Annotated in this window: 19 protein-coding genes, 1 other RNA gene, 1 pseudogene and 1 other annotated feature; of the genes and pseudogenes, 18 read left to right on the top strand and 3 right to left on the bottom strand. The window is 41.6% G+C overall.

Annotation, left to right across the window (positions count from 1 at the left end):
- The first annotated feature begins 109 nt into the window (after positions 1-109).
- Positions 110-2,308 carry a RelA/SpoT family protein gene (locus tag MKZ26_RS05355; RefSeq protein WP_340764915.1) on the top strand — a complete coding sequence of 733 codons (2,199 nt, stop codon included), beginning with the start codon at positions 110-112 and terminating at the stop codon, positions 2,306-2,308.
- 16 nt (positions 2,309-2,324) lie between these two features.
- On the top strand, positions 2,325-2,765 hold the full coding sequence (gene dtd / locus MKZ26_RS05350) for a D-aminoacyl-tRNA deacylase (RefSeq protein WP_340764913.1): 441 nt from the start codon (positions 2,325-2,327) through the stop codon (positions 2,763-2,765).
- Between the two features lie 212 nt (positions 2,766-2,977).
- Here the strand turns inward: dtd and MKZ26_RS05345 are convergent, their stop codons facing one another.
- Positions 2,978-4,492 carry an N-acetylmuramoyl-L-alanine amidase gene (locus tag MKZ26_RS05345; RefSeq protein WP_340767609.1) on the bottom strand — a complete coding sequence of 505 codons (1,515 nt, stop codon included), beginning with the start codon at positions 4,490-4,492 and terminating at the stop codon, positions 2,978-2,980.
- Positions 4,493-4,643: 151 nt separating this feature from the next.
- Positions 4,644-4,880, top strand: a binding site (T-box leader).
- 171 nt (positions 4,881-5,051) lie between these two features.
- On the opposite strand from MKZ26_RS05345, the gene hisS reads away from it, so the two are divergent.
- The 6 genes from hisS to MKZ26_RS05315 all read left to right on the top strand — a co-directional run bounded on the left by hisS (position 5,052) and on the right by MKZ26_RS05315 (position 11,329).
- A complete protein-coding gene (gene hisS / locus MKZ26_RS05340) occupies positions 5,052-6,326 on the top strand; it encodes a histidine--tRNA ligase (RefSeq protein ID WP_338652736.1) in 1,275 nt (424 codons plus the stop codon).
- A gap of 19 nt (positions 6,327-6,345) precedes the next feature.
- Complete coding sequence (gene aspS / locus MKZ26_RS05335) at positions 6,346-8,112, top strand: aspartate--tRNA ligase (protein WP_067208224.1); 1,767 nt, start codon at positions 6,346-6,348, stop codon at positions 8,110-8,112.
- Between the two features lie 82 nt (positions 8,113-8,194).
- Positions 8,195-8,375: non-coding RNA, 6S RNA (gene ssrS / locus MKZ26_RS05330), on the top strand.
- Positions 8,376-8,471: 96 nt separating this feature from the next.
- Positions 8,472-9,239, top strand: coding sequence for a tRNA threonylcarbamoyladenosine dehydratase (locus MKZ26_RS05325; protein WP_067213910.1), 768 nt, complete (start codon positions 8,472-8,474; stop codon positions 9,237-9,239).
- A gap of 208 nt (positions 9,240-9,447) precedes the next feature.
- Positions 9,448-10,269: a DUF6612 family protein gene (locus MKZ26_RS05320; RefSeq protein WP_340764909.1), complete on the top strand. Its 822-nt coding sequence runs from the start codon at positions 9,448-9,450 to the stop codon at positions 10,267-10,269.
- Between the two features lie 322 nt (positions 10,270-10,591).
- Positions 10,592-11,329, top strand: a complete 738-nt coding sequence (locus MKZ26_RS05315) for a DUF4184 family protein (RefSeq protein WP_067208229.1) — start codon at positions 10,592-10,594, stop codon at positions 11,327-11,329.
- Between the two features lie 201 nt (positions 11,330-11,530).
- Here the strand turns inward: MKZ26_RS05315 and MKZ26_RS05310 are convergent, their stop codons facing one another.
- Positions 11,531-12,265, bottom strand: coding sequence for a DUF5694 domain-containing protein (locus MKZ26_RS05310; protein ID WP_340764906.1), 735 nt, complete (start codon positions 12,263-12,265; stop codon positions 11,531-11,533).
- 426 nt (positions 12,266-12,691) lie between these two features.
- Here MKZ26_RS05310 and MKZ26_RS05305 point away from each other — a divergent pair.
- From MKZ26_RS05305 to MKZ26_RS05290, 4 genes and pseudogenes are all read left to right on the top strand, one after another.
- Positions 12,692-12,913, top strand: a pseudogene (locus MKZ26_RS05305) (DUF5412 family protein); the annotation flags it as partial.
- A gap of 201 nt (positions 12,914-13,114) precedes the next feature.
- Positions 13,115-13,429, top strand: coding sequence for a hypothetical protein (locus MKZ26_RS05300; protein WP_067208236.1), 315 nt, complete (start codon positions 13,115-13,117; stop codon positions 13,427-13,429).
- An 89-nt stretch (positions 13,430-13,518) separates the two neighbouring features.
- The gene (locus tag MKZ26_RS05295) at positions 13,519-13,707 is read left to right on the top strand and encodes a hypothetical protein (protein ID WP_340764904.1); all 189 of its coding nucleotides are present in this window, start codon (positions 13,519-13,521) and stop codon (positions 13,705-13,707) included.
- 69 nt (positions 13,708-13,776) lie between these two features.
- Positions 13,777-14,142, top strand: coding sequence for a hypothetical protein (locus MKZ26_RS05290; RefSeq protein WP_340764902.1), 366 nt, complete (start codon positions 13,777-13,779; stop codon positions 14,140-14,142).
- A 440-nt stretch (positions 14,143-14,582) separates the two neighbouring features.
- Here the strand turns inward: MKZ26_RS05290 and MKZ26_RS05285 are convergent, their stop codons facing one another.
- A complete protein-coding gene (locus MKZ26_RS05285) occupies positions 14,583-15,869 on the bottom strand; it encodes a replication-associated recombination protein A (protein ID WP_340764900.1) in 1,287 nt (428 codons plus the stop codon).
- A 131-nt stretch (positions 15,870-16,000) separates the two neighbouring features.
- On the opposite strand from MKZ26_RS05285, the gene cymR reads away from it, so the two are divergent.
- The 6 genes from cymR to alaS all read left to right on the top strand — a co-directional run bounded on the left by cymR (position 16,001) and on the right by alaS (position 25,047).
- Positions 16,001-16,420 carry a cysteine metabolism transcriptional regulator CymR gene (gene cymR, locus MKZ26_RS05280; protein WP_067208248.1) on the top strand — a complete coding sequence of 140 codons (420 nt, stop codon included), beginning with the start codon at positions 16,001-16,003 and terminating at the stop codon, positions 16,418-16,420.
- Positions 16,421-16,432: 12 nt separating this feature from the next.
- A complete protein-coding gene (locus MKZ26_RS05275; protein WP_340764898.1) occupies positions 16,433-17,575 on the top strand; it encodes a cysteine desulfurase family protein in 1,143 nt (380 codons plus the stop codon).
- A 23-nt stretch (positions 17,576-17,598) separates the two neighbouring features.
- Positions 17,599-18,720 carry a tRNA 2-thiouridine(34) synthase MnmA gene (gene mnmA, locus MKZ26_RS05270; RefSeq protein WP_067208253.1) on the top strand — a complete coding sequence of 374 codons (1,122 nt, stop codon included), beginning with the start codon at positions 17,599-17,601 and terminating at the stop codon, positions 18,718-18,720.
- 13 nt (positions 18,721-18,733) lie between these two features.
- Complete coding sequence (locus MKZ26_RS05265) at positions 18,734-19,399, top strand: tetratricopeptide repeat protein (protein ID WP_067208256.1); 666 nt, start codon at positions 18,734-18,736, stop codon at positions 19,397-19,399.
- 15 nt (positions 19,400-19,414) lie between these two features.
- Positions 19,415-21,865 (top strand): SF1B family DNA helicase RecD2, encoded by a 2,451-nt coding sequence (gene recD2 / locus MKZ26_RS05260; protein WP_340764896.1) that lies wholly within the window; start codon positions 19,415-19,417, stop codon positions 21,863-21,865.
- A gap of 548 nt (positions 21,866-22,413) precedes the next feature.
- Complete coding sequence (gene alaS, locus MKZ26_RS05255; RefSeq protein WP_340764894.1) at positions 22,414-25,047, top strand: alanine--tRNA ligase; 2,634 nt, start codon at positions 22,414-22,416, stop codon at positions 25,045-25,047.
- The last annotated feature ends 17 nt before the right edge of the window (positions 25,048-25,064 follow it).

Here is a 25,064-nt window from a genome sequence, read left to right as displayed (position 1 = left end):
TGAAGGTGCGAACCACTTTTCCATATACTAACCCTTTACACGAGCATGTATTTATACATACAATAGGAATACAATCATTTTTGCGGATAAAGTCGGAAGGGGTAATCGTATGGCGAAAAATCGTGACATGACGGCGGAAGAAATATTCACACTTGTTGCCTCTTATATGAATGAAGAACATGTTGAGTTCGTCAAAAAAGCATATGAGGCAGCGAAAACTGCACACGAAGGACAGCATAGAAGTTCAGGTGAGGTATATATTATTCACCCTGTCCAAGTAGCGGGTATTCTTGCCGAATTGGAAATGGACCCTTCGACAGTTGCAGCTGGGTTTCTACACGACGTTGTGGAAGATACAGACATCAGCAGGGACGACATCATCCGAGATTTTGGAGAAGAAGTGGCAATGCTTGTCGATGGTGTGACGAAACTCGAAAAATTACAATATAAATCCAAAGAAGAGAAACAGGCAGAAAATCATCGTAAAATGTTCGTAGCAATGGCTCAGGATATCCGTGTCATACTTATTAAATTAGCGGACCGGCTCCATAATATGCGAACGTTAAAACATGTCCCGGAAGAAAAACAGCGCCGGGTTGCGGCTGAAACGCTGGAAATCTTCGCACCACTTGCCCATCGTTTAGGTATATCGGCTATTAAATGGGAATTGGAAGATACAGCATTACGTTATTTGAACCCACAGCAATATTACCGAATTGTCAATATGATGAAGCGCAAACGCGTCGAACGAGAAAACTATTTAGTAAACGTTATGGAGCAAATCAAGACGGAAATTGGAGAGATGGAAATTGACGCTGATCTTTCAGGACGTCCAAAACATCTGTATTCGATTTACCGCAAGATGGTTATCCAAAAGAAAGAATTCAATGAGATTTATGACCTTCTGGCTGTCAGAATTCTCGTTTCAAGTATTAAAGATTGCTATGCGGTTCTTGGTATCATTCACACATTATGGAAGCCGATGCCTGGCAGATTCAAAGATTATATTGCGATGCCAAAACAGAATCTGTATCAGTCGTTGCATACGACCGTTGTAGGGCCGGCTGGAGATCCACTTGAAGTGCAAATTCGGACCGAAGAGATGCACAAAATTGCTGAATTCGGAGTTGCAGCACACTGGGCCTATAAAGAAGGAAAAACGGTAGCCGAAACCCCAAGTAATATTGATTCGAAATTGACTTGGTTCAGAGAGATACTCGAATTTCAAAACGAATCATCTAACGCTGAAGAATTTATGGAATCACTGAAATTCGATTTATTCTCGGACATGGTTTATGTCTTTACGCCGGACGGAGACGTTATTGAACTGCCGGCAAGTTCAGTCCCTATCGATTTTGCCTACCGTGTCCACTCAGAAATTGGGAATCGGACAATAGGTGCAAAAGTGAATGGTAAAATGGTCCCGCTTGATACTGAATTGTTTACGGGAGATATTATTGAAATTTTGACATCGAAGCAATCGCTTGGACCAAGCCGTGATTGGTTAAAACTTGCCAATACATCACAGGCGAAAAATAAAATTCGGCAGTTTTTCAAGAAACAACTTCGGGAAGAAAACATCCTAAAAGGCCGGGAAATGATTGAAAAAGAAATAAAATCACAAGAGTTTGATGTGAAAGACGTACTTACACAGGAAAATATTAAACGTACAATCGAAAAATTCAGCTTCACTTCCGAAGATGATATGTATGGAGCTGTTGGGTTCAATGGTATAACCGCTCAGCAGGTAGTTAATCGTCTTGCTGAAAAGTTACGGAAAGTACGTGAACAACAAGATACAATTGACAAAATCGTTTCAGACATGAAATCCCCTCAACCGGAAAAAATGACTGAATCAGGTGTTATTGTTAAAGGGATCGACAATTTGCTAATTAGGTTATCGAAGTGTTGTAATCCAGTCCCTGGTGATGAGATTGTTGGATTCATCACAAAAGGTCGCGGTGTTTCCGTCCATCGTACCGACTGCCCTAATATTGTGGTCGAAGATGATGAGTATGATCGAATTATCGACGTCGAATGGGCGATAGGGCCTTCTAGTTCAAGGAAAGAGTTCCTGGTTGATATAGAAGTGTCAGCTTTTGATCGACAAGGGTTGTTGAATGAAGTGATGATGGTTGTCGCCGATACGAAAACGCCGATGGTTGCGGTCAGTGGCAAAGCGGACCGAGACAAAATCGCCCGCATTCATATGACGATTAAAATTATGGATATTGCACATTTGCAAAGAATTGTTGATCGGATTAAACAAATCCGCGATATCTATTCTGTGGAACGTGTCATTAATTGATTGGAAGGTGTAACAGATGAAAGTTGTGTTGCAACGATCGGGTCCAGCTTCTGTCCGCGTCGATGGGGAGACAACGGGTTCAATTGATAAGGGCTACGTGCTCCTTGTTGGTGTAACTCACTCGGATAGCGAAGAAGACGCTGCTTATCTTGCGAAGAAAATTTCAGGCCTTCGTTTATGGGAAGATACGGAGGGGAAGATGAACCATTCAATCCTTGAGGTAGGTGGGGATATTCTTTCAGTATCCCAGTTTACTTTGTTCGGAGACGTGAAAAAAGGACGTCGCCCAAGTTTCATTGAAGCGGCAAGACCCGAACAGGCAAAACCGCTTTGGGAATTCTTCAACCAAAAATTAGAAGAAGAAGGCTTGAAAGTTCAAACCGGTGTTTTTGGCGCAATGATGGATGTCGAGCTCATTAACGATGGTCCGGTAACGATTATTCTAGACTCGAAATAATAACATAAAGGACCTTCCTCAATACCTGGGAAGGTCCTTTATGTTTTTGGAGAGTGTTTGGTATGTCCTTTTCTATTCAATGCGTGGTGGCAGTAACTGGCACCACGCATTTTTCTTCATACCACTAGTAATTGTATTCTATACAAACTAAGCGAAGGCATCCCCGAGCGCCGTAACGAATTCAATGGGATTCTTTATCTCAACATTTCTAGTTAATTTTTATTGAAATAGTCAAGAAGACCTTGATATATACCATGCGTCGCACGTTCACGGAACATATCGCTTGTGACCGTTCGTTCCTCGGCAGAATTCGATAGGAAACCGAGTTCAATCAGAATAGCATTTTGCCTATTCTCACGAAGAACTAGGAAATCGCCAGGCTGAGATCCTCGGTTACGCAAATTCACTGTTGAGGCAAGCCCGTCATTAACCGAAGAAGCAAGTGCTTGTTGATGTGCGTGTGAGTAATACGTCGTAAAGCCCGCTACGCTAGAATCGGGATTGGCATCATAATGGAGACTGATGAATGCATCCGCAGCATGCTGATTACTGATAGCGACTCGTTTTCTCAACGATACATAAGTGTCTGTTTCACGAGTTGTAATCACATTCGCGCCTGCAGCTTTTAATTTAGCTGCTAATAATTCAGAAGTAAGAATTGTAATGTCCTTTTCGTCTGTTCCACGGGCTCCTGTTGTGCCGCGGTCATTACCGCCGTGTCCAGGATCAATCACGATCGTAAGCCCCTTTAAAGTGCCGGCAACACGTGGGACTGATTCTTTCATAACGGGTTCTGTCAATAGTGCCTCGTCGCCCGTAGAGACTACCCATGTAGCAATAAATGCAGAAGCCCCTGTCGGTAAAGAAATTTCATACCAGTCGCCATCTTGTTTAACAATTGGAAACTTTTCTCCTGCATCTGCTCGAGCGGCAATCTGTGAAGAAGTCGTAGCGGCTTCACGGATATTCGTCCCATTTGATAGGATGGTAACCGTTCCTAAATTTGAGCTTTCGGAAGTCTGGTTGCCATTCGATGTGAGCGTGCCGTGGAATGAGTAGACCCAACCCAATTCGTTATCATCTAATGAAATTTGTACCCAATTGCCATTGACTACCTTAACGTCATACGATTCACCTTGACGGATGAGACCTACTCGTTTGGAGGTCAGGTCTGCATTTTTTCTGACGTTGAGTGCTTCAACTGAAACGGTAAATGACTCGGGTGTTGCGGCTTGATTGGTTGTCTTTGGTTCAGTTTGATCTGCCACCGGTGTAATATAATCTGTATGTACCCAACCGTTTGTGCCGTTAAATGTAATGGAAGTCCATTCACCGTCATTTCCAGTGGCAATTGCTTCGTCCCCAGCGGCCATCCGACCAAGTACTGCTGAATTGGTGGAAGGACTGGATCTCACATTTAACTGACTGACGCGTGAAACGACTGCGGTACTTGTCCCAGTAGCTTGATCTGCGGAAGCAGTTAGCCAAGAGGCAATCCATCCAGAACTGTTGCCATGCTGGATTTGGTACCAGTCTCCAGAAACAGCAATAACGTCTACCCGATCACCCTGTTTTAGCGAGCCGATTACAGCAGAAGTAAGACCGGCACCGGACCGGATGTGTACGGATTTTGCATCAACGACGACTGAATCCGTATTAGCGTAAGTCGTTGGAATGTCGTAGAATACGCTGAATAAAAGTATGAATGCGATCATCCATTTGCTCATTTTTGACAAAATATCATACCCCCTACAGTCCATTGTAGAAGTTTTCACTACAAAAAACTACAATTAATCGAAAAAGGTTGACACTATGACGCAGAATCATTAAGATGATGATTAATTAACAATTTAACTCACACGGATAGTACGTGTTATATTTATGCCAACGACATGGAAAGTAATTGTATAATTGACTGACAAGAGAGGGACGGACGTGGCTGAAATCCATCCTACAGCGATTTACAATGAATAACACCATCGAGGCTCTGTACTGAACGATTTCTAATTCAGTAAGTACAGACGGAACCGGCCGTTATCCGGTTTTAGAGTGGGCGCAAACTTTTGCGTCAATTTGGGTGGAACCGCGGAAGCTATAAAGGCTCTCGTCCCTTGCATAGGCAAGGGATGGGGGTCTTTTTTTGTGTACCGACTAAGCGTGTCTAGGCTTCGGCGTGCCTACAGGAGGTAGGTTATGCAGTGGATAGGGATTGAACTTCATCCCTCTTAGTTGCTACAGGTCGTGGTGTACTTAGACTGCAATTCTTATTTAGGAAGGGGAATTTATATGATTTTCAAAGTGCCAAGAGGAACTCAGGATATTTTGCCATCTGAAACATGGAAATGGCAGCAAGCAGAAAAAATCATTAACGAAGTATGCGATATCTACCGTTATAAAGAAATCCGTACACCGATTTTTGAACAAACGGAATTATTTCAACGTCTCGTAGGTGAGACAACTGATGTCGTTCAAAAAGAGATGTATACCTTTACGGATAAAGGCGATCGTTCAATGACGCTACGACCTGAAGGAACTGCAGCTGTCGTACGCTCTTTCGTGGAGAATAAAATGTTTGGTTACCCGGATCAGCCTGTAAAGCTTTTTTACACAGGTCCAATGTTCCGTTATGAGCGTCAGCAAGCAGGACGTTACCGTCAATTTGTTCAATTTGGAGCAGAAGCAATCGGCAGCGCAGATCCTGCGATTGACGCAGAAGTGATTGCGTTGGCACTGGATGTCTATAAGCGAGTGGGATTGACAAAGTTGAAACTTGTTATTAACTCGCTAGGCGATACAGAGTGCAGAATAGCGCACCGCGAAGCGCTTATTGCGCACTTCAATCCGCATATAGGGGAATTCTGTTCTGATTGTCAATCTAGATTGGAAAAAAATCCACTACGCATATTAGATTGTAAAGTCGATAACGGCAATCCGCTCATTGCTTCAGCACCATCCTTAGCTGACTATTTGAATGAAACGTCTGCTCAATACTTTGCAGATGTAAAAGGTTATCTCGACGATGCAGGGATTTCTTATGAGGTCGATGCAAATCTTGTGCGTGGCCTTGATTATTATAATCACACGGCATTTGAAATTATGAGCACTTCGGAAGGATTCGGAGCAATTACGACTTTGTGCGGCGGTGGTAGATACAATGGTCTCGCTGAGGAAATCGGTGGACCTTCTGCACCAGGTATCGGTTTTGCGATGAGTATTGAGCGTTTACTTCTTGCGATGGCTGCTGAAGGGAAATCGTTTGAAGCTGAGCCAGTACTTGACGTTTATATCGTTACTCTTGGGGAAACAGCACGTCGTCCAGGCTTTAAATTGCTTGGTGCACTTCGAGAAGCTGGTATTCGGTCGGATATGGATTATATGGACCGGAAAATGAAAGCGCAAATGAAATCGGCAGATAGATTGAATGCACGGACAGTTGTACTAATCGGTGAAGATGAAGTAGCGGAAGGCGTTGCTTTATTGAAAAACATGGCTGACGGGGCGCAAGTAAAAGTTCCTGTTGCTGAACTGGTTCAAAAACTTAAAGAAACATTGATTGGCTAAAGAGAGGCGGATGAAGGCAATGAAACGTACACATTATAGTGGTGAATTGACAGAAGAGGTAATCGGACAACCGGTTACATTACAAGGATGGGTTCAAAAAAGAAGGGATCTTGGGGGACTAATTTTCGTCGACGTACGGGACCGTTCAGGAATCGTTCAGGCAGTATTTAACCCGAGTTTTTCAAGCGAAGCAATCGTTACGGCAGACAAACTGCGCAATGAGTTCGTAATCGAGCTAACAGGTTTAGTTGTTGAGCGCGCAGAAGGCCAGAAAAATCCGCTATTGAAAACCGGTTCGATTGAAATTCAAGTTACTGAATTGAACATCGTGAATGAGGCGAAAAACCCGCCGTTCATGATTGAAGATGAAACAGACGTGAATGAAGAAATTAGACTGAAATATAGATACCTTGATTTACGCCGTCCAAAACTTGCGAATACGTTCAAAATGCGTTCAGACATCACTAAAACAGTCCGTAACTTCCTTGACGATGAAGGGTTTTTCGAAGTAGAAACGCCGATTCTAACGAAATCTACACCTGAAGGCGCACGCGACTATCTAGTACCTAGCCGTGTTCACGAAGGAGAATTTTACGCGCTGCCACAGTCACCACAATTATTCAAACAGATGCTGATGGTAGCCGGATTCGACCGTTATTATCAAATTGCACGTTGTTTCCGTGATGAAGACCTTCGCGCTGATCGCCAGCCGGAGTTCACGCAGATCGATATGGAAATGAGTTTCATGTCAATTGAAGATATTATTGAATTGAATGAACGAATGATGCAAAAGGTAATGAAAGATGTCAAAGGAATCGATGTTCAAATTCCATTTAAACGTCTTCCTTATGACGAAGCAATGGCGCGTTTCGGTTCTGATAAACCGGATACGCGATTTGCATTGGAACTGACAGATGTCTCTGACGTCGTTAAAGATTCTTCATTCAAAGTATTTACGGCAGCAATCGAGTCAGGTGGGCAAGTTAAGCTCATCAATGTAAAAGGAGTAGCGGATAGCTATTCTCGCAAGGACATTGACGCACTTGGCCAGTTTGCAGCAGTCTACGGCGCAAAAGGTCTTGCATGGTTGAAAGTCGATGCCGAAGGTCTAAAAGGACCTATCGCGAAGTTTTTCGAAGGGGAAGAGGGCGAAGGACTAAAAGCTGCAGCGAATGCTGAAGTAGGAGATCTATTGTTATTTGTAGCAGACAAAAAGAAAGTTGTCGCAGATACATTAGGAGCACTACGTACTAAGCTTGCCAAAGACCACGACTTAATTGACGAATCGAAGTTCAACTTCCTTTGGGTAACTGAATGGCCACTGTTCGAATATAACGAAGAAGCCCGTCGCTACCAGGCAGCACATCATCCATTTACAATGCCAGCAGATGTGGAAGAACTAGTAGCAAGCCCTGAGACAGTTAAAGCACAAGCCTATGACCTTGTATTAAATGGTTATGAACTTGGTGGGGGGTCACTACGGATTTACAAACGTGATGTTCAGGAAAAAATGTTCGAAGCACTTGGATTCAGTAAGGAACAGGCGAACGAACAATTCGGATTCCTTCTTGAAGCATTTGACTATGGAACACCTCCGCATGGCGGAATTGCATTCGGTCTCGACCGTATTGTAATGTTGTTATCTGGTTCGACGAACTTGCGCGACACTATTGCATTTCCAAAAACAGCGAGTGCAAGCTGCCTGTTAACGTCAGCGCCTGATCACGTTGACGATACTCAACTAGCTGAACTTGGAATTCGCGTGATGGCAAAGAGTAAACGGTAATCAGTTAAGTTAGAAAAATGTAAAAACTATTTCCGTGAAATCGTTGAACTGACTAAAGATGTATGTTATTATACAAGTAATACGAATCCTGAAGTGTTCGTTATTTGCCAATCAGTTTTGACCGAACATTTTTTCGTCGGGAGTCCGCATTTCGAGTCGGATGACATGCCTTTAGTCGGGACCTCAAAAGAATCGGATAGGACACCCACCTGCTGAGAGCGGGTTCAAAGCGATACTACAAAGACGGCACATTTGGGATTCGTTACTTACATGATCATACACCCCTCTGACTTACGTGCGGAGGGGTTTTTTATTGGGGAAAATTTAAACTTATAATGGATGGAAAGGCGGAATTTCAATTGTTACATCAATTTTCAAGAAATGAATTAGCCATAGGCACAGAAGGTGTAAATCGTATGCGGGACATGACTGTCGCGATACTTGGTGTTGGAGGAGTCGGTTCATTTGCGGCAGAAGCATGTGCGCGGAGCGGAATTGGACGGATTATCCTTGTCGATAAGGACGATATTGACATAACGAATATTAATAGACAGCTAATCGCTAATTTGTCGACAGTCGGCCGTTCTAAAGCAGAAGTGATGAAAGAGCGCATTGCTGATATTAATAAAGAGTGTGAAGTGATTTCGCTCCATATGTTTTATACGGAAGAGACAGCTGAAGAGTTTTTCAGTTACAAACCTGATTATGTCATTGATGCATCTGATACAATCATCTTTAAAATTCATTTGATTAAAGAATGTGTCGCACGTAACGTGAAAATTATATCGAGTATGGGCGCTGCTAATAAGATGGATCCGACCCGTTTTCAAATTGCGGATATTTCAAAGACGCATACAGATCCGGTAGCGAAAGTAATTCGTCGCAAACTTAAAAAAGAAGGTATTTATCAAGGAGTGTCAGTGGTCTTTTCTGATGAAAGCCCAATTGTCGTGAGACCGGAAGTTGTTGACACAGTTGGTAAACCTGATGCCTTCATTCGAAAAGCAAAAATGCCACCTGCATCGAACGCATTCGTCCCATCAGTTGCTGGTCTTGTTTGCGCCAGCTGGGTAATGAATGATATCGTTGCCGATATTCCTATCCGGCGAGTGAAAGATAAAGTATAATGGATAGCATCGCGGGCCTACAGGATGTAGGTCACGCAACAAGGAGGGATTGAACTTCATCCCTCCTTGTTGCCACACGATGTGGCGAACTTAGGCTGTGTTCATTTTCATGCGGTACCTTTTTGGTTGTCACCAAAATATGGGTAGAGGTATAATAGAGTGATTGCTTATGAAAATGAACTTGGATTGCTAGAAAGGGTGTTTATGTGTGAATAAAGTGTTTAAGGTATTTGTTTTTGGGTTAGTTGCCCTTTTATTAACAGCATGTGGCAATGTGGAAGCGAAACAGGGGATGACGGCACAAGACGTTTTCGAAAAAGCGAAAGATGCCTCTGCTAAATTGAAAAATGTGCGTACACATATCTCTTATGATGATTTTTGGAAAACGACAGCACCTGACGAAAGATATAGCGTGAAATATGAAATGACTTCAGATGCTGCGTTACAACCAGAAATAGTTAAACAGGACGTAAAAGTGCGACCGCAACCTATAAATGGGGATCCATGGGATGCGGAAGTATATAAAGTAAATGACCGTGTTTTCATTAAGGATACGAAAGTAAAGGAATGGGATGAGTTGCAGTCCGGTTCGATTGCTGAATTATTCGGTTCGATGATTGAAAATGTTCAGCCAACACTGGATCTCGCGTTTTTTAACGACTTTGAAAACGATTTTGTGTTAGAACCGATTGACTATGGTTATAACTTAAGGCTGTCATTATCGAGAGAACAATATAAAGAATTTAAAAAAACACTGTACCTGTCGAACAACGGTAGCGATATGGATGTAGATGTAGTGGACAGTGAGTTTCCTCTTATTAATAAATTCGACATTGTGATTGGAATTGATAGCAAATCATTCTATGTAACTGATTTCAAAATGACACTCGATACAACAACTTACTCAATGGTACAAGTTGATGGTAATTCCCATCGAGTTAAACAAACGATCAATGCAGTTTATAGTCACTACGATAACGTGGATGATGTAAAGGTTCCGGCAGAACTATTAGAAGCTGCAGCTAACTAAAAAATACTCAGTAAAAACCCTCCCGAAAGTTTAACTTTTAGGAGGGTTTTGCATATGCTATTTTGAATATCGAGTAATTGTCCCGCAGGAGCTTATATTGAAAGTGTGGCGGGCATAACAAGCTTTATACTAATTGGGCTGAATAACCATCAACATTACTAAGAAAGAACTTTCATTTAATTACATATTAATATGGTTGATAACTGGGATTTCAATCATGAGGCGTTACTCCACTGTTTATTTCGAAGTTTCTTATGATAGATTTAGACTATCAATATTTAACTGGAATAAAATTTAACAAAACAACTAGGAGTGTAATAGCATGCCACTAACTTTTGCTCACCCAGCAGCCATACTTCCGTTCTCAAGAAAAAGTAAATATATTAACTTTTCTGCAATGGTATTCGGTAGTATGGCTCCTGATTTTGAATACTTTTTGAGAGGCCAACCAATGGGGGACATTGGACATACTTTTACTGGGCTCGTTTTGTTTAATTTACCCTTGGTGACAATCGTTTATGTAATTTACCATATATTTGTACACCAAATTCTATTCAATCATTTACCAACTATTCTACAAGATACTTATGTGAAAAGAGTAGATTCGACTATTATATTAAAGGTAGTTGTATTTTGTTATTCTGCACTGTTCGGTATGTTAACTCACGTTGTATGGGATTCTTTCACTCATATAAACGGATATATGGTGTTAAAATTTCCGGCTTTATTCACTCACAGCTATAACATCTATGGTTTTGCTATACCTTTGTATAAATTTTTACAACATGGGAGTACATTATTTGGAATAACAATGATTTTAGTTTACATGTATTATAGAGCATTGACCCAGAGAAAACATAAGCATATTACTGTTTATCCTAAGAAAAAACTTATTTTTTGGTTTTCTTTATTCATATTAACAGTATTATTTGTATCGCTGTGGTGTCTTATTGACCCTGTTTCGATAACCAGTTATGGGATATTGGTCGTTAGAATTATAGACTCTTCTTTACTAAGTTTATTCCTAATTTCTTTGTTGATAAAATATATTCGAATGTAATTAATATTTCATGTATTTTAGGAACATAAAGATAAGTACAGATTGGGGTAGCTTCTGTGGAAAAACGTATTTCATTTGATTATCAAATCCTAAATAAAACCAAGTAAAGCATATAATAAGCGCCCCAGAAAAAGGGGTACTTATTATATTCTTACTCATAATCTAATTTAATGTTACCCACTGAAAGAACACTCCACCTATTTAATTTAAGTATTTATTCGCATCAACCACCGTACATACTCCGGATTCCTCCAAAAACTGTTTAATAAGATGAACGTGGCCGCCGCCGATTAATAGCAAAACTCGATCCTGTGGAGTTGATATCAACCTTCTCACATTTGTACAGAGTATTAAATTTCGTTTGTACCACCAAGTTAACCAATCCATTGCAAAATAATCTTTCTCTTTTCCAATCATCGCAAATTCCATGTAAAATTGGTGCATATTTTTAACAGTTTCTGCTGCATTCACACGTTTATAGCCTTCTAAAATCGGGAGTTTGGACCATTCTTCTGCCTCACGTTGCATGGGTTCGATGTACGTTGTCATTATTTTCTTATAGCGTTCGGGTTCATACTCTTTTGCATACTGAAAAATATCGCCTATTGTTGCTATTTCATTATCGTCCCCCCTCCAATCGATACAAGAAACTTCGCTTATGCCCGATTCCTTCGCTAAAGGGAAACCAATCGTTTCTATTTCATTTTTCATTGGGGTCGGATCATTCAATAGATACTTTCGATAACTTTCATTTAACTTCGATTGTACTTCCGGATCAGCTTCGACAGCTAACTTTGTCGGATTAAACCGACTTAGTGCGTCAACAACTTCCTTTGCTTCTAGCTCTAAATCAATATCGTTTTTGCGTTCAACATTGATTAAATCCGATGTGTCTCCTAAATGATACACCCCGACGATCATCACTTCTGGAATCATGTTAACCCTCCACTGTAAAGATATTGTAGTTGAAGATTGTTATTATTCTTTCAATTAATTGTGTATTATCCAAAATGTAGCTTTTAACCAGAAAAAGTAATAAGGTGAATACTTTTTTGTAGATAGTTAATTAAGCTATTCCAAGAATCAAAAACGGTCATATAAGATTTCAGTGTTTTTGTTTTTAAACATACTGTTATCTCTCTTTTTTCGTAATTTTCCGCTTAAAATTTATAGCTAGAGTTAGATAGCGATTAATCTTTTGGTACTAACAGTATAGAGTAAATGGACTTAATTATCGGTCTTAGAGTAATTAATATCAAATTTTTGTAACGTTAAATGAAAGATGATTTTTATTTATTGAAACTATTCAGTCACAATGAACGTACTAGTAGTAGAGAGATTTCTAATTTAAGTAATGTGTAGATCGATTGTACAAGGGGACCTGTCAATTCTCCGACAGAAAAATATACAGCTAATGCTTACTACATGACATATGGTGGTGCCGCTGGAGGTGTCAATCTATGGATAGAAATCACTTATAATGATGTGGATGATAAAATTGAGACAGTTTATTATAGTGATGCAAAAAGTTATTTTTCTATGGAGTGGAAGGATGAAAACACTTTATATATTATAAATGAAGAAATTAAGTATCCAAATTCAAACAGAAGTATTGAGTTGGAAATCGGCAAAGAAATTTATCATGAAAGTGGGTTAGTATGTCAGAGCTGGTTAATGAAAGATCAGTATGAGACTTGCTATCAAAACTACCGACTCTTGTTTCGTGTAGGGGCAGGACTGTTGAACAAGAATGAAGAAACGAAAAATATAAAGGGGGGATTAGATATGATTGTTTTGCTTAATCTTGGCAGCTTAGTGCTTGGGCTAATTGCTTGGATACTTCCTGTTGTTAATCTGATGCGATATGAAAAGCAGAACCAAAAGAATTGGGTCCCTCTTACTATTATGAGCATCAGTGCTTGTGCTATTTCGCTATGTTTCCAGATTTTCTATAACTATCACTTGGTAAAGATTGAGGATTGGTCTGCTCTTATGGACACAACGGGTGCTGTGGCGTTCGTTGCGGCAGTTCTTCTCATCGTTACCATCCTATTAAATGTAATTACGCTGATTGTATATCGTGACCGAGCAGCGAAGTAGGATGTCAAATTCCAGTTTATAAGGTTGAAATAATTAATTCACACTTCTCTTATTAGGTATTTGGGATTGTGAAAAGGGGAGGGAATGTAATGCATTGGGTGATGTGGGTTTTCTGGGGTTCCATTGTAACTTTGCTTGTAGGTGGCTATCTTGTGGATTTTTTGACAGGGCGAAAATATGATTTTAAAGAACAGGAAAAGTCAGTGAATCAGAACTCAGCGGTAGCCGGTTCTCTACGAGAAGTGGGGCGGCATGACCAGCAAAATGGACCGTTTTAATAAGAGGAAAGTTGAAGGGGGGAGTCTTAAATTAAAAGATTTTTATTTTATTTCGTTTCCGTAGTAGTTATGGGATTTATTTTTTATCTAGGAATGGATTATAAAGTGCGATTAAGAGAAGAGTCGGCAACAACATTTAATATAATGCCTTATTTAATTTTCATAACTATTTTTCCTGTTTTTATTGGATTTTTTTTACGATTCCCTAAATTAATTATAGAGATTAAAGAAAAAAAGCAATGGTCGTTTGATTGGATTAAGGTTGTTGCAATTGGAATTCCGTCTCTTTATATAGCAATGATACCTATTCTGTCTATTTATTTCGGGTTGAATTTGTTATTCGCAAAAGAGTTTCTGCTATTAGGAGATACTACATTTACGTCAACAGCTGGGATTGTATTTGGTTATGTTTTGTTAGACAGCTTAAAAAAATAACAATTCCTCAACTAAAAATTCGGCACTACTCATTTGGAGTAAACTAGGTGGTATACCTCACTCGAATAACGAACAAATCTAGCGAAGGAGCGACAAACGAGAGGCCATCACCAAAAGAAAAAGCGGCGTTGGAAGAACATTCTATTTGTTAAGTGCAGACTATATAACTGGGTGCGTTTCTACAAAAAAGTAGAGGCGCATTTTTTAGTAACTGGCAGTTTAGATGGAAATACGGTAAAAATTACAATTATGACTGTTTCCCTTCTGTGTAAGAAGAATACAGAAATGAGCATGAAGACTGTATTATGGAAATCATATTCAAGAAAAATAGGCAGTCTATTCTCTATTAGATTGTAGAGAATAGACTGCCTAACTGGGGTTTTATATGCGTCTTATATCGCTTGGGAAATTCATTTAGGATGGGGTTTTAGATATTCCAGTCACTTCTTTTTCCGAAATTCTTTCAACCTATCATAAATTGCAGCCATCTTTTTTTCTTCTCCTGCTATAACTGGTTTGTAAAACTCCGTGTTTTTTAATTTATCGGGTAAATACTGCTGGTTAGTCCAGCCTCCGAAGGAACCGAGTGGTGTGTCATGCGGGTATTTGTAGCCGACGTGACCGAGCTTCGCTGCACCGGCATAATGTGCGTCCCGTAAATGCAATGGAATATCTCCGGTTTTGCCCTCGTTAATCGCTTTTACAGCCGCGTCGAATGCTTTATAAGCTGAATTCGATTTAGAGGCCAGGCACATTTCGATAACAGCATTTGCGAGTGGGATACGCGCTTCCGGCATGCCGAGCTTCACCGCTGCGTCTGTCGCCGCTAATACGTGTGGTCCAACCTCTGGTGAAGCTAATCCGACATCTTCGTAGGCCATCACAAGCAAGCGTCTATTGACGGCTACTAAATCGCCAGTCTCGAGAAGATTTGCAAGATAATAAATAGCGGCATTAACGTCACTACCACGAACTGATTTTTGAAGTGCAGACAATAAATTATAAAAGTGTGAACCTTTTTTATCTCCAAATAACCCGATGCGTCCAAGCAGATTTTCAAGTAGCCAGTCTTCGATGATTATTTTTTCATCGACTTCATCGCTTGCAGAAACGGCAGACTCAAGAACAGTTAACGCTTTTCGTGCATCACCGTTAACACCTTCCGCAATCAATGTAAGCTGCTCATCAGTTATGGTAATCGGCATTTTTCCAAGCCCGCGTTCTTCATCTGCTATCGCCTTTTGAAGCACTTCCATTAGGTCTGTTGGCTCTAATCTGGATAATTGTCGGATTTCACCACATCTAGAACGTATGGCGGGATTGACGTCGTGGTATGGATTTTCAGTTGTTGCTCCTATTAAGACAATTGCTCCACTTTCGACGTGTGGCAGTAATGTATCTTGCTGTAATTTATTGAAACGATGAATTTCATCTAAGAATAGTAGAACTTTCCCAGTAATTCGTGATTCTGCTACAACGTCTTCGACATCTTTCTTCCCTGAAACCGTTGCATTCATGGCGATGAAAGGCAGATTGCTAGTACCTGCAATTGCATGGGCGAGTGACGTTTTACCGATTCCGGGTTCCCCGTACAACAACATAGATGGAACATGACCGTTTTTTATCATCCGGTAAAGTGCCGTCTTTTCACCAATAATATCCTTTTGTCCAGCAATTTCATCTATAGTTCTTGGGCGCATGCGAAACGCCAATGGCTCATTTTGCAACTTATTCACTCCTTACCTAGTACATCCGTTCCTCTATTATACACGTTAGACAACCGTAAATCATTTTAAGGAAGCTTGAGGGTCAGTTATGCTATAATATTTTGAAGCAATCGTAAAAGGACGGGATAGATATGAAGATTTCTACAAAAGGTAGATATGGATTAACAATAGTTGTTGAACTTGGCTCTAAATTCGGGGAAGGTCCAGTACCGCTACGGAAAATTGCGGAAGAACAGAAGTTGTCTGAAGCATATCTGGAGCAACTTATTCCGCCACTTCGTAATAGTGGAATTGTGAAAAGTGTTCGCGGCGCTTATGGCGGATATATGCTGGCTAAGCCGCCGACGGAAATTACTGCGGGAGATGTTATCCGAATTCTTGAAGGACCCATCCAAGTTGTAGAGGGACTAGAGGGATCTGATATTCCGCAACAAGAACTTTGGAAACGGATTGGCGAGGCGGTACGCAGTGTCCTCGATACAACAACGATTGAAGACTTGATGAAGTCGGGTGAAAAAGATGAGCGCGATAGTTATATGTTTTACATTTAAAGGAGTCTTATTATGACTAAAATTTATCTTGACCATGCGGCGACGACACCGGTTCATCCGGCAGTAAGCGCTACTTATATAGAAACACTTGAATCTGTTTTCGGTAACCCTTCCAGTATCCATAGTTTTGGAAGAGAAGCACGGAAATGGCTAGATGACGCACGGAAAACGCTAGCACAGTCAATCCACGCAGAACCGTCGGAAATCATTTTCACTTCGGGCGGTACGGAAGCGGACAACACCGCGGTTTTTGGGACTGTTATGGCGATGAAGGTCAAAGGGAACCATATTATCACGACGAATATTGAGCATCACGCTGTATTAAATCCATGTAAACAACTAGAACTGCTAGGTTTCGAAGTAACTTACTTAGAAGTCGATGACAATGGACAAATAACTGTGGAACAAGTGCAAAAAGCACTGACAGACAAAACGGTTCTTATCTCGATTATGTATGGCAATAATGAAGTGGGTACCATTCAGCCGATTCGTGAAATAGGGGCATTGCTGAAGGAACACCAAGCCGTTTTCCATACGGACGCTGTTCAAGCTTATGGAATCGTTCCACTTCATATGGATGAACTCGGCGTTGATTTGTTATCAGTTTCAGCTCATAAATTGAACGGTCCAAAAGGAATCGGTTTCCTTTATCAGCGTAAAGGACTTGATACAACACCAGTTCTTTTCGGGGGCGAACAGGAACGCAAACGACGCGCAGGAACCGAAAATATTCCAGCGATTGTTGCTTTTTCTGAAGCAGTATTAATTGCACAACAGGCGATGGAACAAAATACTGTGAATTATTCTAACTACGCAACCATTATGACTGACGTATTTAACCAACAAGATGTCACTTACGAAATGAATGTAAAAAGTGCGGAAAAACTGCCGCATATAATGAATGTCAGCTTCCCTGGGACAGATATTGAATCACTCCTAGTGAATCTCGATATGGCGGGTATTGCCGTGTCTAGCGGATCTGCATGCACTGCGGGTTCACTTGATCCGTCGCATGTCTTGACTGCTATGTTTGGTAAAGGGTCTTCCAAATTACGAAATTCGGTCCGATTTAGTTTTGGTCTCGGTCTAACTGAGGAAACGATTAAGGAAGCAGCGCAACTAACGGCTGAAATCGTCAAACGGTCTGTGAAATGAAAATATAAAGGATGAAAAATAGAATGAAAACAACTAAATCACCAGCAGAAACACGCGTTGTTGTCGGTATGTCGGGCGGCGTAGATTCGTCTGTTGCAGCACTATTGCTGAAAGAGCAAGGCTATGAAGTTATTGGTATTTTCATGAAAAACTGGGACGACACAGACGAATTCGGTGTCTGTACTGCAACGGAAGACTATGAAGATGTTATCAGTGTTTGTAATGATATCGGAATACCCTATTACGCGGTCAATTTCGAAAAACAATATTGGGATAAAGTATTTACGTATTTCCTTGAGGAATATAAAGCGGGTCGTACACCGAACCCCGATGTCATGTGTAATAAAGAAATCAAGTTCAAAGCGTTTCTTGAGCATGCAATGAGTCTAGGTGCAGACTATTTAGCAACGGGTCATTATGCACAAGTCGTAGAAGTAGAAGGCGGCGTATCAATGTTGCGCGGGAAAGATGCAAATAAAGATCAAACGTATTTCTTGAATCAATTGACACAAGATCAACTACAAAAAGTGATGTTCCCAATTGGCAATATGGAAAAAAGCGCTGTGCGCGAAAAAGCGGTTGAAGCTGGGCTTTCGACAGCGGCGAAAAAGGATTCTACGGGCATTTGTTTCATCGGAGAGCGAAATTTCAAGGAATTCCTTGGTCAATATCTTCCTGCTCAACCAGGAGATATGACGACGATGGAAGGCGAAACTGTAGGCCGTCATGATGGGCTTATGTACTATACGATTGGTCAACGTCACGGTCTTGGTATTGGCGGAGCTGGAGAACCATGGTTCGTTATTGGCAAAGACTTGAAGAAAAATATCCTTCTCGTTGGTCAAAACTTTGATAACGATGCACTTTATTCCGATAGTTTGACAGCAATTGACGTCAGTTTTTCGACTGTACGTGAACTTCCGAAAAAATTCAGTTGTACAGCGAAATTCCGCTACCGTCAACCGGATACAAACGTCACAGTTGAACTAACTGAAGACGGAAGTGCAATCGTCCACTTTGCACAACCAGTGCGTGCAATTACACCTGGACAGGCCGTCGTTTTCTATGATGGAGACGAATGTCTCGGCGGGGGAACAATCGATACAGTTATCAAAAACGGTAAACAACTTGATTATGTTGGATAAGGGGAAGTTAACTATGGAATACAATGAAATTGGAATCGCCGCACTACAAAATGGCGAATATGAAAAAGCAGTCGAATCATTTATGCAAGGGGTCGAAAAGGACCCGGAAAATGCAGTCGGTTATATCAATTTAGGGAATGTTTTCGCTTCACTTGGAGATGCTGAAAGAGCAGAACCATTTTTCCAAAAAGCGATTACACTTGATGCTGAAGCAGGCACAGCGTTTTATGGTCTTGCCAATCTTTATTACAATAAAGATCGTTTTGAAGAAGCAGCAAAATTATATGAAAAAGCAGTCCGCAAAGGTGTCGAAGAGGCGGACGCTTATTTCATGCTCGGGAAAAGTCTCGAACGTTCGAGTAATGAGAAATTAGCGTTGCCTTATTTACAGCGAGCGACAGAACTGGCACCGGAGGATCTTGAAATTCGGTTATCTTATGGGATTGTTCTTGCCAATTTGGAGCTATTTAAAGAAGCCGGGAATGAATTCCGTTTTATCATCGAACAGGACGAAGCAAGTGCCGATGCTCATTATAACCTCGGTTTCTTATATGCAGTGTCAACAGAAGAGAAACAAGATGCGCTTAATCATCTTGAAAAAGCATTCACAATCGATCCAGAACATGTTCAAGCACGCTATATATATGACATGATCAAGTTGGGTGAAGAAGGAAAATAAGAAGGGGTGGCGGTGATGGAAGGGAACAACATGGCGGGAAATACGGATGAAGTTTTTTTGATTGGACGACCAGTCGTGACAATCTTCCATAACCCCGACAGCCTTTTTACGATCGCGAAATTAAAAGTTCGTGAAACGAATAGTGGGAATGAAGATAAAGAAATCATCGTTAAAGGCAGTTTTCCACAACTGAATCCAGAAGATGACTATAAATTTACAGGTAAACTAGTTAATCATCCGACATACGGTGCGCAGTTTGATGTGCATACCTTTGCGAAAGAGATGCCGGCAACAGAAACGGGACTGGTCCATTATCTGTCAGGTGATTTGTTTCCGGGCATCGGGATGAAGACAGCTCAAACAATTGTTAAAAAGTTAGGCAAAGATGCTATTAAAAAAATCCTTGACGATCCGTCTGTTCTTGGTACTATTCCGAAACTAGCGGATGACAAGAAAGAGACATTGATTTCCGTTTTGGAGCAGAATATGGGGCTTGAGCGGACAATTATCCAATTGAACGAATGGGGATTCGGACCGCAAATCGCTATGCGCATTTATCAGAAGTATCGTGAAGAATCGGTTTCATTGCTGTCTGAAAATCCCTATCGGCTTATTGAAGAAATTGAAGGGATAGGTTTCCAACGTGCGGATGAACTCGGCAAAAACCTAGGCATTACAGGAAACCACCCTTCAAGAATCAAGGCAGCCATCCTTCATTCGATGAACCAAGCAGTGCAATCAGCGGGACATGTATACGTTGAAGCGGAAGCCATTTTGCCAGACGTCAAACGCCTGCTTGAAATGAGTCAGCGCATTGATATTCCATTTTCAGATATTTCCCAGGCAATTATTGTGCTTGTTGAGGAAGGCAAGCTATCTGCTGAAGAACGTAGATTATACATACCGTCCCTCTACTTTTCAGAAATCGGTATCGCTGCGAAGCTTGAGCGCATTATGGAAAATGACACAGCGGATCAATTTCCTGTGTCTGAAATAAGAAAAGCGGTCGGGGAAGTCGAAGAGCGGCTAGGTGTTAATTATGCAGAAACACAAGTTGCAGCGATTGAAACAGCCCTTCATTCGCCATTAATGATATTAACGGGCGGTCCTGGAACCGGGAAAACGACTGTTATTCGTGGTTTTGTCGAAGTGTATGCAGAACTTCACGGATTGTCGCTCGACCCGAAAGAGTATGCCAAAAAGAAAGAACCATTTCCGATTGTATTAGCGGCGCCTACTGGGCGTGCAGCTAAGCGAATGTCGGAATCGACTGGATTACCTGCGATGACAATTCACCGTTTGCTTGGATTCAACGGGCAGGAAAAGGATGAAGAGACTGAGCGGGAAGTTGAAGGGCGTCTCATTATCATTGATGAAATGTCGATGGTCGATACATGGCTTGCCCATCAGTTATTAAAGGCACTTGCCAATGATGTACAACTATTATTCGTTGGTGACCAAGACCAGCTGCCGCCTGTAGGACCCGGTCAAGTACTTCGGGATATGCTAGACTCTGGGAAAGTTCCTATCATTGAGTTGACTGAAGTATTTCGGCAAAGTGAAGGTTCGTCGATTATCGAAATGGCTCATATGATTAAACGGTCAGAATGGACAGATGACATTACAAAGAAAACATCGGATCGTTCATTTATCAAAGCGGGTAGCGATCGAATTCTCGAAGTCGTCGAACAAGTCGTAAAAAATGCCATTACCAAAGGTCACCCCATTAAAGATATCCAAGTTCTTGCGCCGATGTATAGAGGACCGGCGGGTATTGATGGTTTAAACAAAATGATTCAGGAAATGGTCAATCCACCAGGACCCAAACGCAAAGAAGTGGTTTTTGGCGAAGCGATTTACCGAATTGGTGATAAAGTGCTTCAGCTTGTCAACCAACCCGAGAGTAATGTTTTTAACGGAGATATGGGTGAAGTCATTTCGATTATCAAAGCCAAAGAAACAATCGATAAAAAAGAACTACTCGTTGTTTCGTATGATGGAATTGAAGTTACCTATGAACGCAATGATCTTAACCAGCTGACACTTGCTTATTGCTGTTCAATCCATAAATCCCAGGGCAGCGAATTCCCAATCGTCATTATGCCAATCGTCCGCGGTCATCGTAAAATGTTGCGACGTAATTTACTGTATACCGGCATCACTCGTGCGAAAAACTTCCTTATCCTCTGTGGTGAGCCTGAAGAGTTCAGGGCAGGTATAGCACGAACTGACGAATTGGAAAGGCAGACGACATTAAAAGAACGGTTAAACGGCGATGTCATTGAACTGGTAGCTATGGAGTCTCCTGATCCTGAGCGTGGAAAGGTTTCTAATGAGGCGCATGTGATTTCAGAGGATTCCCAACCTGTCATTTTCTCACTTACGATGGAAACTTTCCTATCAATCGATCCGCTGATTGGCATGAAAGGGGTAACGCCTTATGAATTTCTTGAAGTTTCAGATTGACAACAAGGCGGAACTTTTCTATAATCCAATTACAAATGTTATTCATATGTAATACGTTGACGGAGAAAGTAGACAAGTTTACTCGTCCAGAAAGGAGCCCCTTGGCTGAAAGGGTTCTCGAGCGAAAATGTTGAAAAGCTACTCCCGAGTGCAGCTCATCCCTGCCGTCCGCCGCGTTAAGGCAACCAGAGATGCCGGATTCAATTCTTCCGGTAATTAGGGTGGTACCGCGAGACTAACATCTTCGTCCCTTGCATTAGGGGCGGGGATTTTTTTGTGCCCGCAGGACGCGGGTATGCAGCCTTTACGACAGGACGTCGCGCACTTAGGCTGCATTCCTTCGGCGGTTTGCAATTATATCCCAACGTCGCGCTTGGAAATTAGGAGTTGCCGTTACGTTTCGAAAGTTGCCATTAGAAATCAAAAGTTGTGATTAGAACTTCGGAGTTGACATTAGAACCTCCAAGTTGACATTACGATTCGAAAGTTGCAATAAGAGGCCCACACCCGATATCCACATGTTTTCAATTTAAAAGGAGGATTCATTCATGAAAAAACTAACAACGTCACAAATACGTAACATGTTTTTGGACTACTTCAAGGAACAGGGGCACAGTGTTGAACCATCTGCACCGCTTGTACCAATCGATGATGCATCACTTCTTTGGATTAACAGCGGCGTTGCAACAATGAAAAAGTATTTCGATGGTCGTGTTGTTCCAACTAATCCGCGTATCGTCAATGCACAAAAGTCAATCCGTACAAACGATATTGAAAACGTCGGGAAAACAGCTCGCCATCATACATTTTTTGAAATGCTTGGGAACTTCTCAATAGGTGATTATTTCAAGGAAGGAGCAATTGTTCAGGCATGGGAATTTTTAACGGATGAAAAATGGATCGGTTTTGACCCTGAGCTGCTATCCATCACAATCCATCCAGAAGACGAAGAGGCATATGGAATCTGGCGTGACAAAGTAGGGATTGCAGAAGATCGTATCATCCGTCTTGAAGGAAACTTCTGGGACATCGGGGAAGGCCCGAGTGGTCCGAACTCAGAAATCTTCTACGACCGCGGACCGGCATACGGCGACGATTTCTCTGATCCTGAATTATATCCAGGCGGAGAAAATGAACGGTATCTAGAAATTTGGAACCTTGTATTCTCGGAATTTAACCATAATCCGGATAATACATACACTCCACTTCCGAAAAAGAACATTGATACAGGAATGGGACTCGAACGGATGGCATCAGTTATCCAAAACGTTCCGACAAACTTTGATACAGATCTATTCATGCCTATCATGAATGCTATTGAAAACTTTACCGAAGAGAGATACGGTACAGATGAACAAAAAGATACTGCATTTAAAGTGATTGCAGACCATATCCGTACAGTGGCTTTTGCAATCGGTGATGGAGCACTTCCGTCCAATGAAGGTCGCGGTTATGTGCTTAGAAGATTGCTACGCAGAGCTGTTCGTTTTGCGAAACAGCTGGGCATCAACAAGCCGTTTATGTTTGAACTTGTACCAGTTGTAGGAGAAATCATGCAAGACTTCTATCCTGAAGTGACTGACAAGAAAGAGTTCATCATGAAAGTTATCAAAAATGAAGAGGAACGATTCCATGAAACATTAACGGATGGAATGACAATCCTTTCTGGCGTGATCGAAACTGCAAAATCATCGGGAACTTCTATCGTTCCAGGAGCTATCGCATTCCGTCTCTATGACACATATGGCTTCCCATTCGAGTTGACAGAAGAATTTGCTGAAGAAGCAGGGGTTACGGTTGACCGGGCTGGGTTCGATTCGGAAATGGACAGCCAACGTAAGCGTGCGCGTGCAGCTCGTCAAGACGTCGATTCAATGCATGTTCAGTCGGGTGTACTTGGTGAAATTCATGATTCAAGCGAATTCATTGGGTACAATCAACTGCATTGTGATGCAACAGTTGTCGCGCTCTTACTCGAAGGAACATTAGTTGACACTGCATCAGAAGGTGATGAAATTCAATTCATCTTGGATCGTACTCCGTTCTACGCGGAAAGTGGCGGACAAGTAGCGGACAAAGGAATAATTAGCAGCGCAACATTTGTTGCGGATATTAAAGATGTACAAAAAGCTCCAAACGGTCAAAACTTGCATACGGCAATCATTCGTTCGGGTGAAATGCATAAAGGTGCCGCCGTTCAAGCAGAAGTAAATCAAGCAGCTAGAAAACTAACGGTTCGAAATCACACGGCAACGCATCTTCTTCACAAAGCATTGAAAGAAGTACTTGGAGAACACGTTAACCAGGCAGGTTCCTACGTCGGTCCTGACCGTTTGCGTTTTGACTTCTCGCATTTTGGTCAAGTGACGAAAGAAGAACTTGAGAAAATTGAGCAGATTGTCAATCAAAAAATCTGGGAAGACATCGCTGTCGATATTGCAGAAAGACCGATTGACGAAGCCAAAAAACTTGGTGCAATGGCACTCTTCGGTGAAAAGTATGGCAAAGTGGTTCGCGTTGTTTCAGTTGGGAATTACTCATTGGAACTTTGCGGTGGATGTCACGTCGCTTCAACGTCTGTCATCGGTTTGTTCAAACTTGTATCTGAAAGTGGAATCGGCGCAGGCACACGACGCATTGAAGCACTTACGGGGCAGCAAGCCTACCGTTCATTCAAAGATGAAGAGGAAGTGCTCGTTAACGCTGCAAGCCTTTTAAAATCGAATCCAAAAGACGTTGTGACGAAGATCGCATCAGTGTTAGCTGACATGAAAGAACTTCAACGTGAAAATGAATCACTATCTGCTAAACTCGGAAACAGTCAATTGGCGGACATTATGGCATCTGCTCAGCAAATCAATGACGTGACAGTGATCTCTGCACGTGTTGATGTGAAAGATAATAATGGACTTCGTCAGATGATGGACGAAATGAAACAGAAGTTATCAAAAGGAGTCATTGTCCTAGGTGCAGCGGCAGACGGTAAAGTGATGCTGGTTTCAGGCGTGACAGAAGATTTGAAATCAGGGAACTATCATGCTGGGAAAATCGTCAATCATGTAGCTACACAGTGCGATGGAAAAGGTGGCGGTCGCCCGGATATGGCAATGGCAGGTGCGAAAGATGTGTCTAAACTTGATGATGCCCTTCAATCCGTGTATGATTATGTCAAATCTGTTTAACTGGTGAATCAAATCGG

This window comes from Sporosarcina sp. FSL K6-6792, assembly GCF_038004885.1.
Classification (GTDB): Bacteria; Bacillota; Bacilli; order Bacillales_A; family Planococcaceae; genus Sporosarcina; species Sporosarcina psychrophila.
This window is presented reverse-complemented; position numbering and strand designations above follow the sequence as displayed.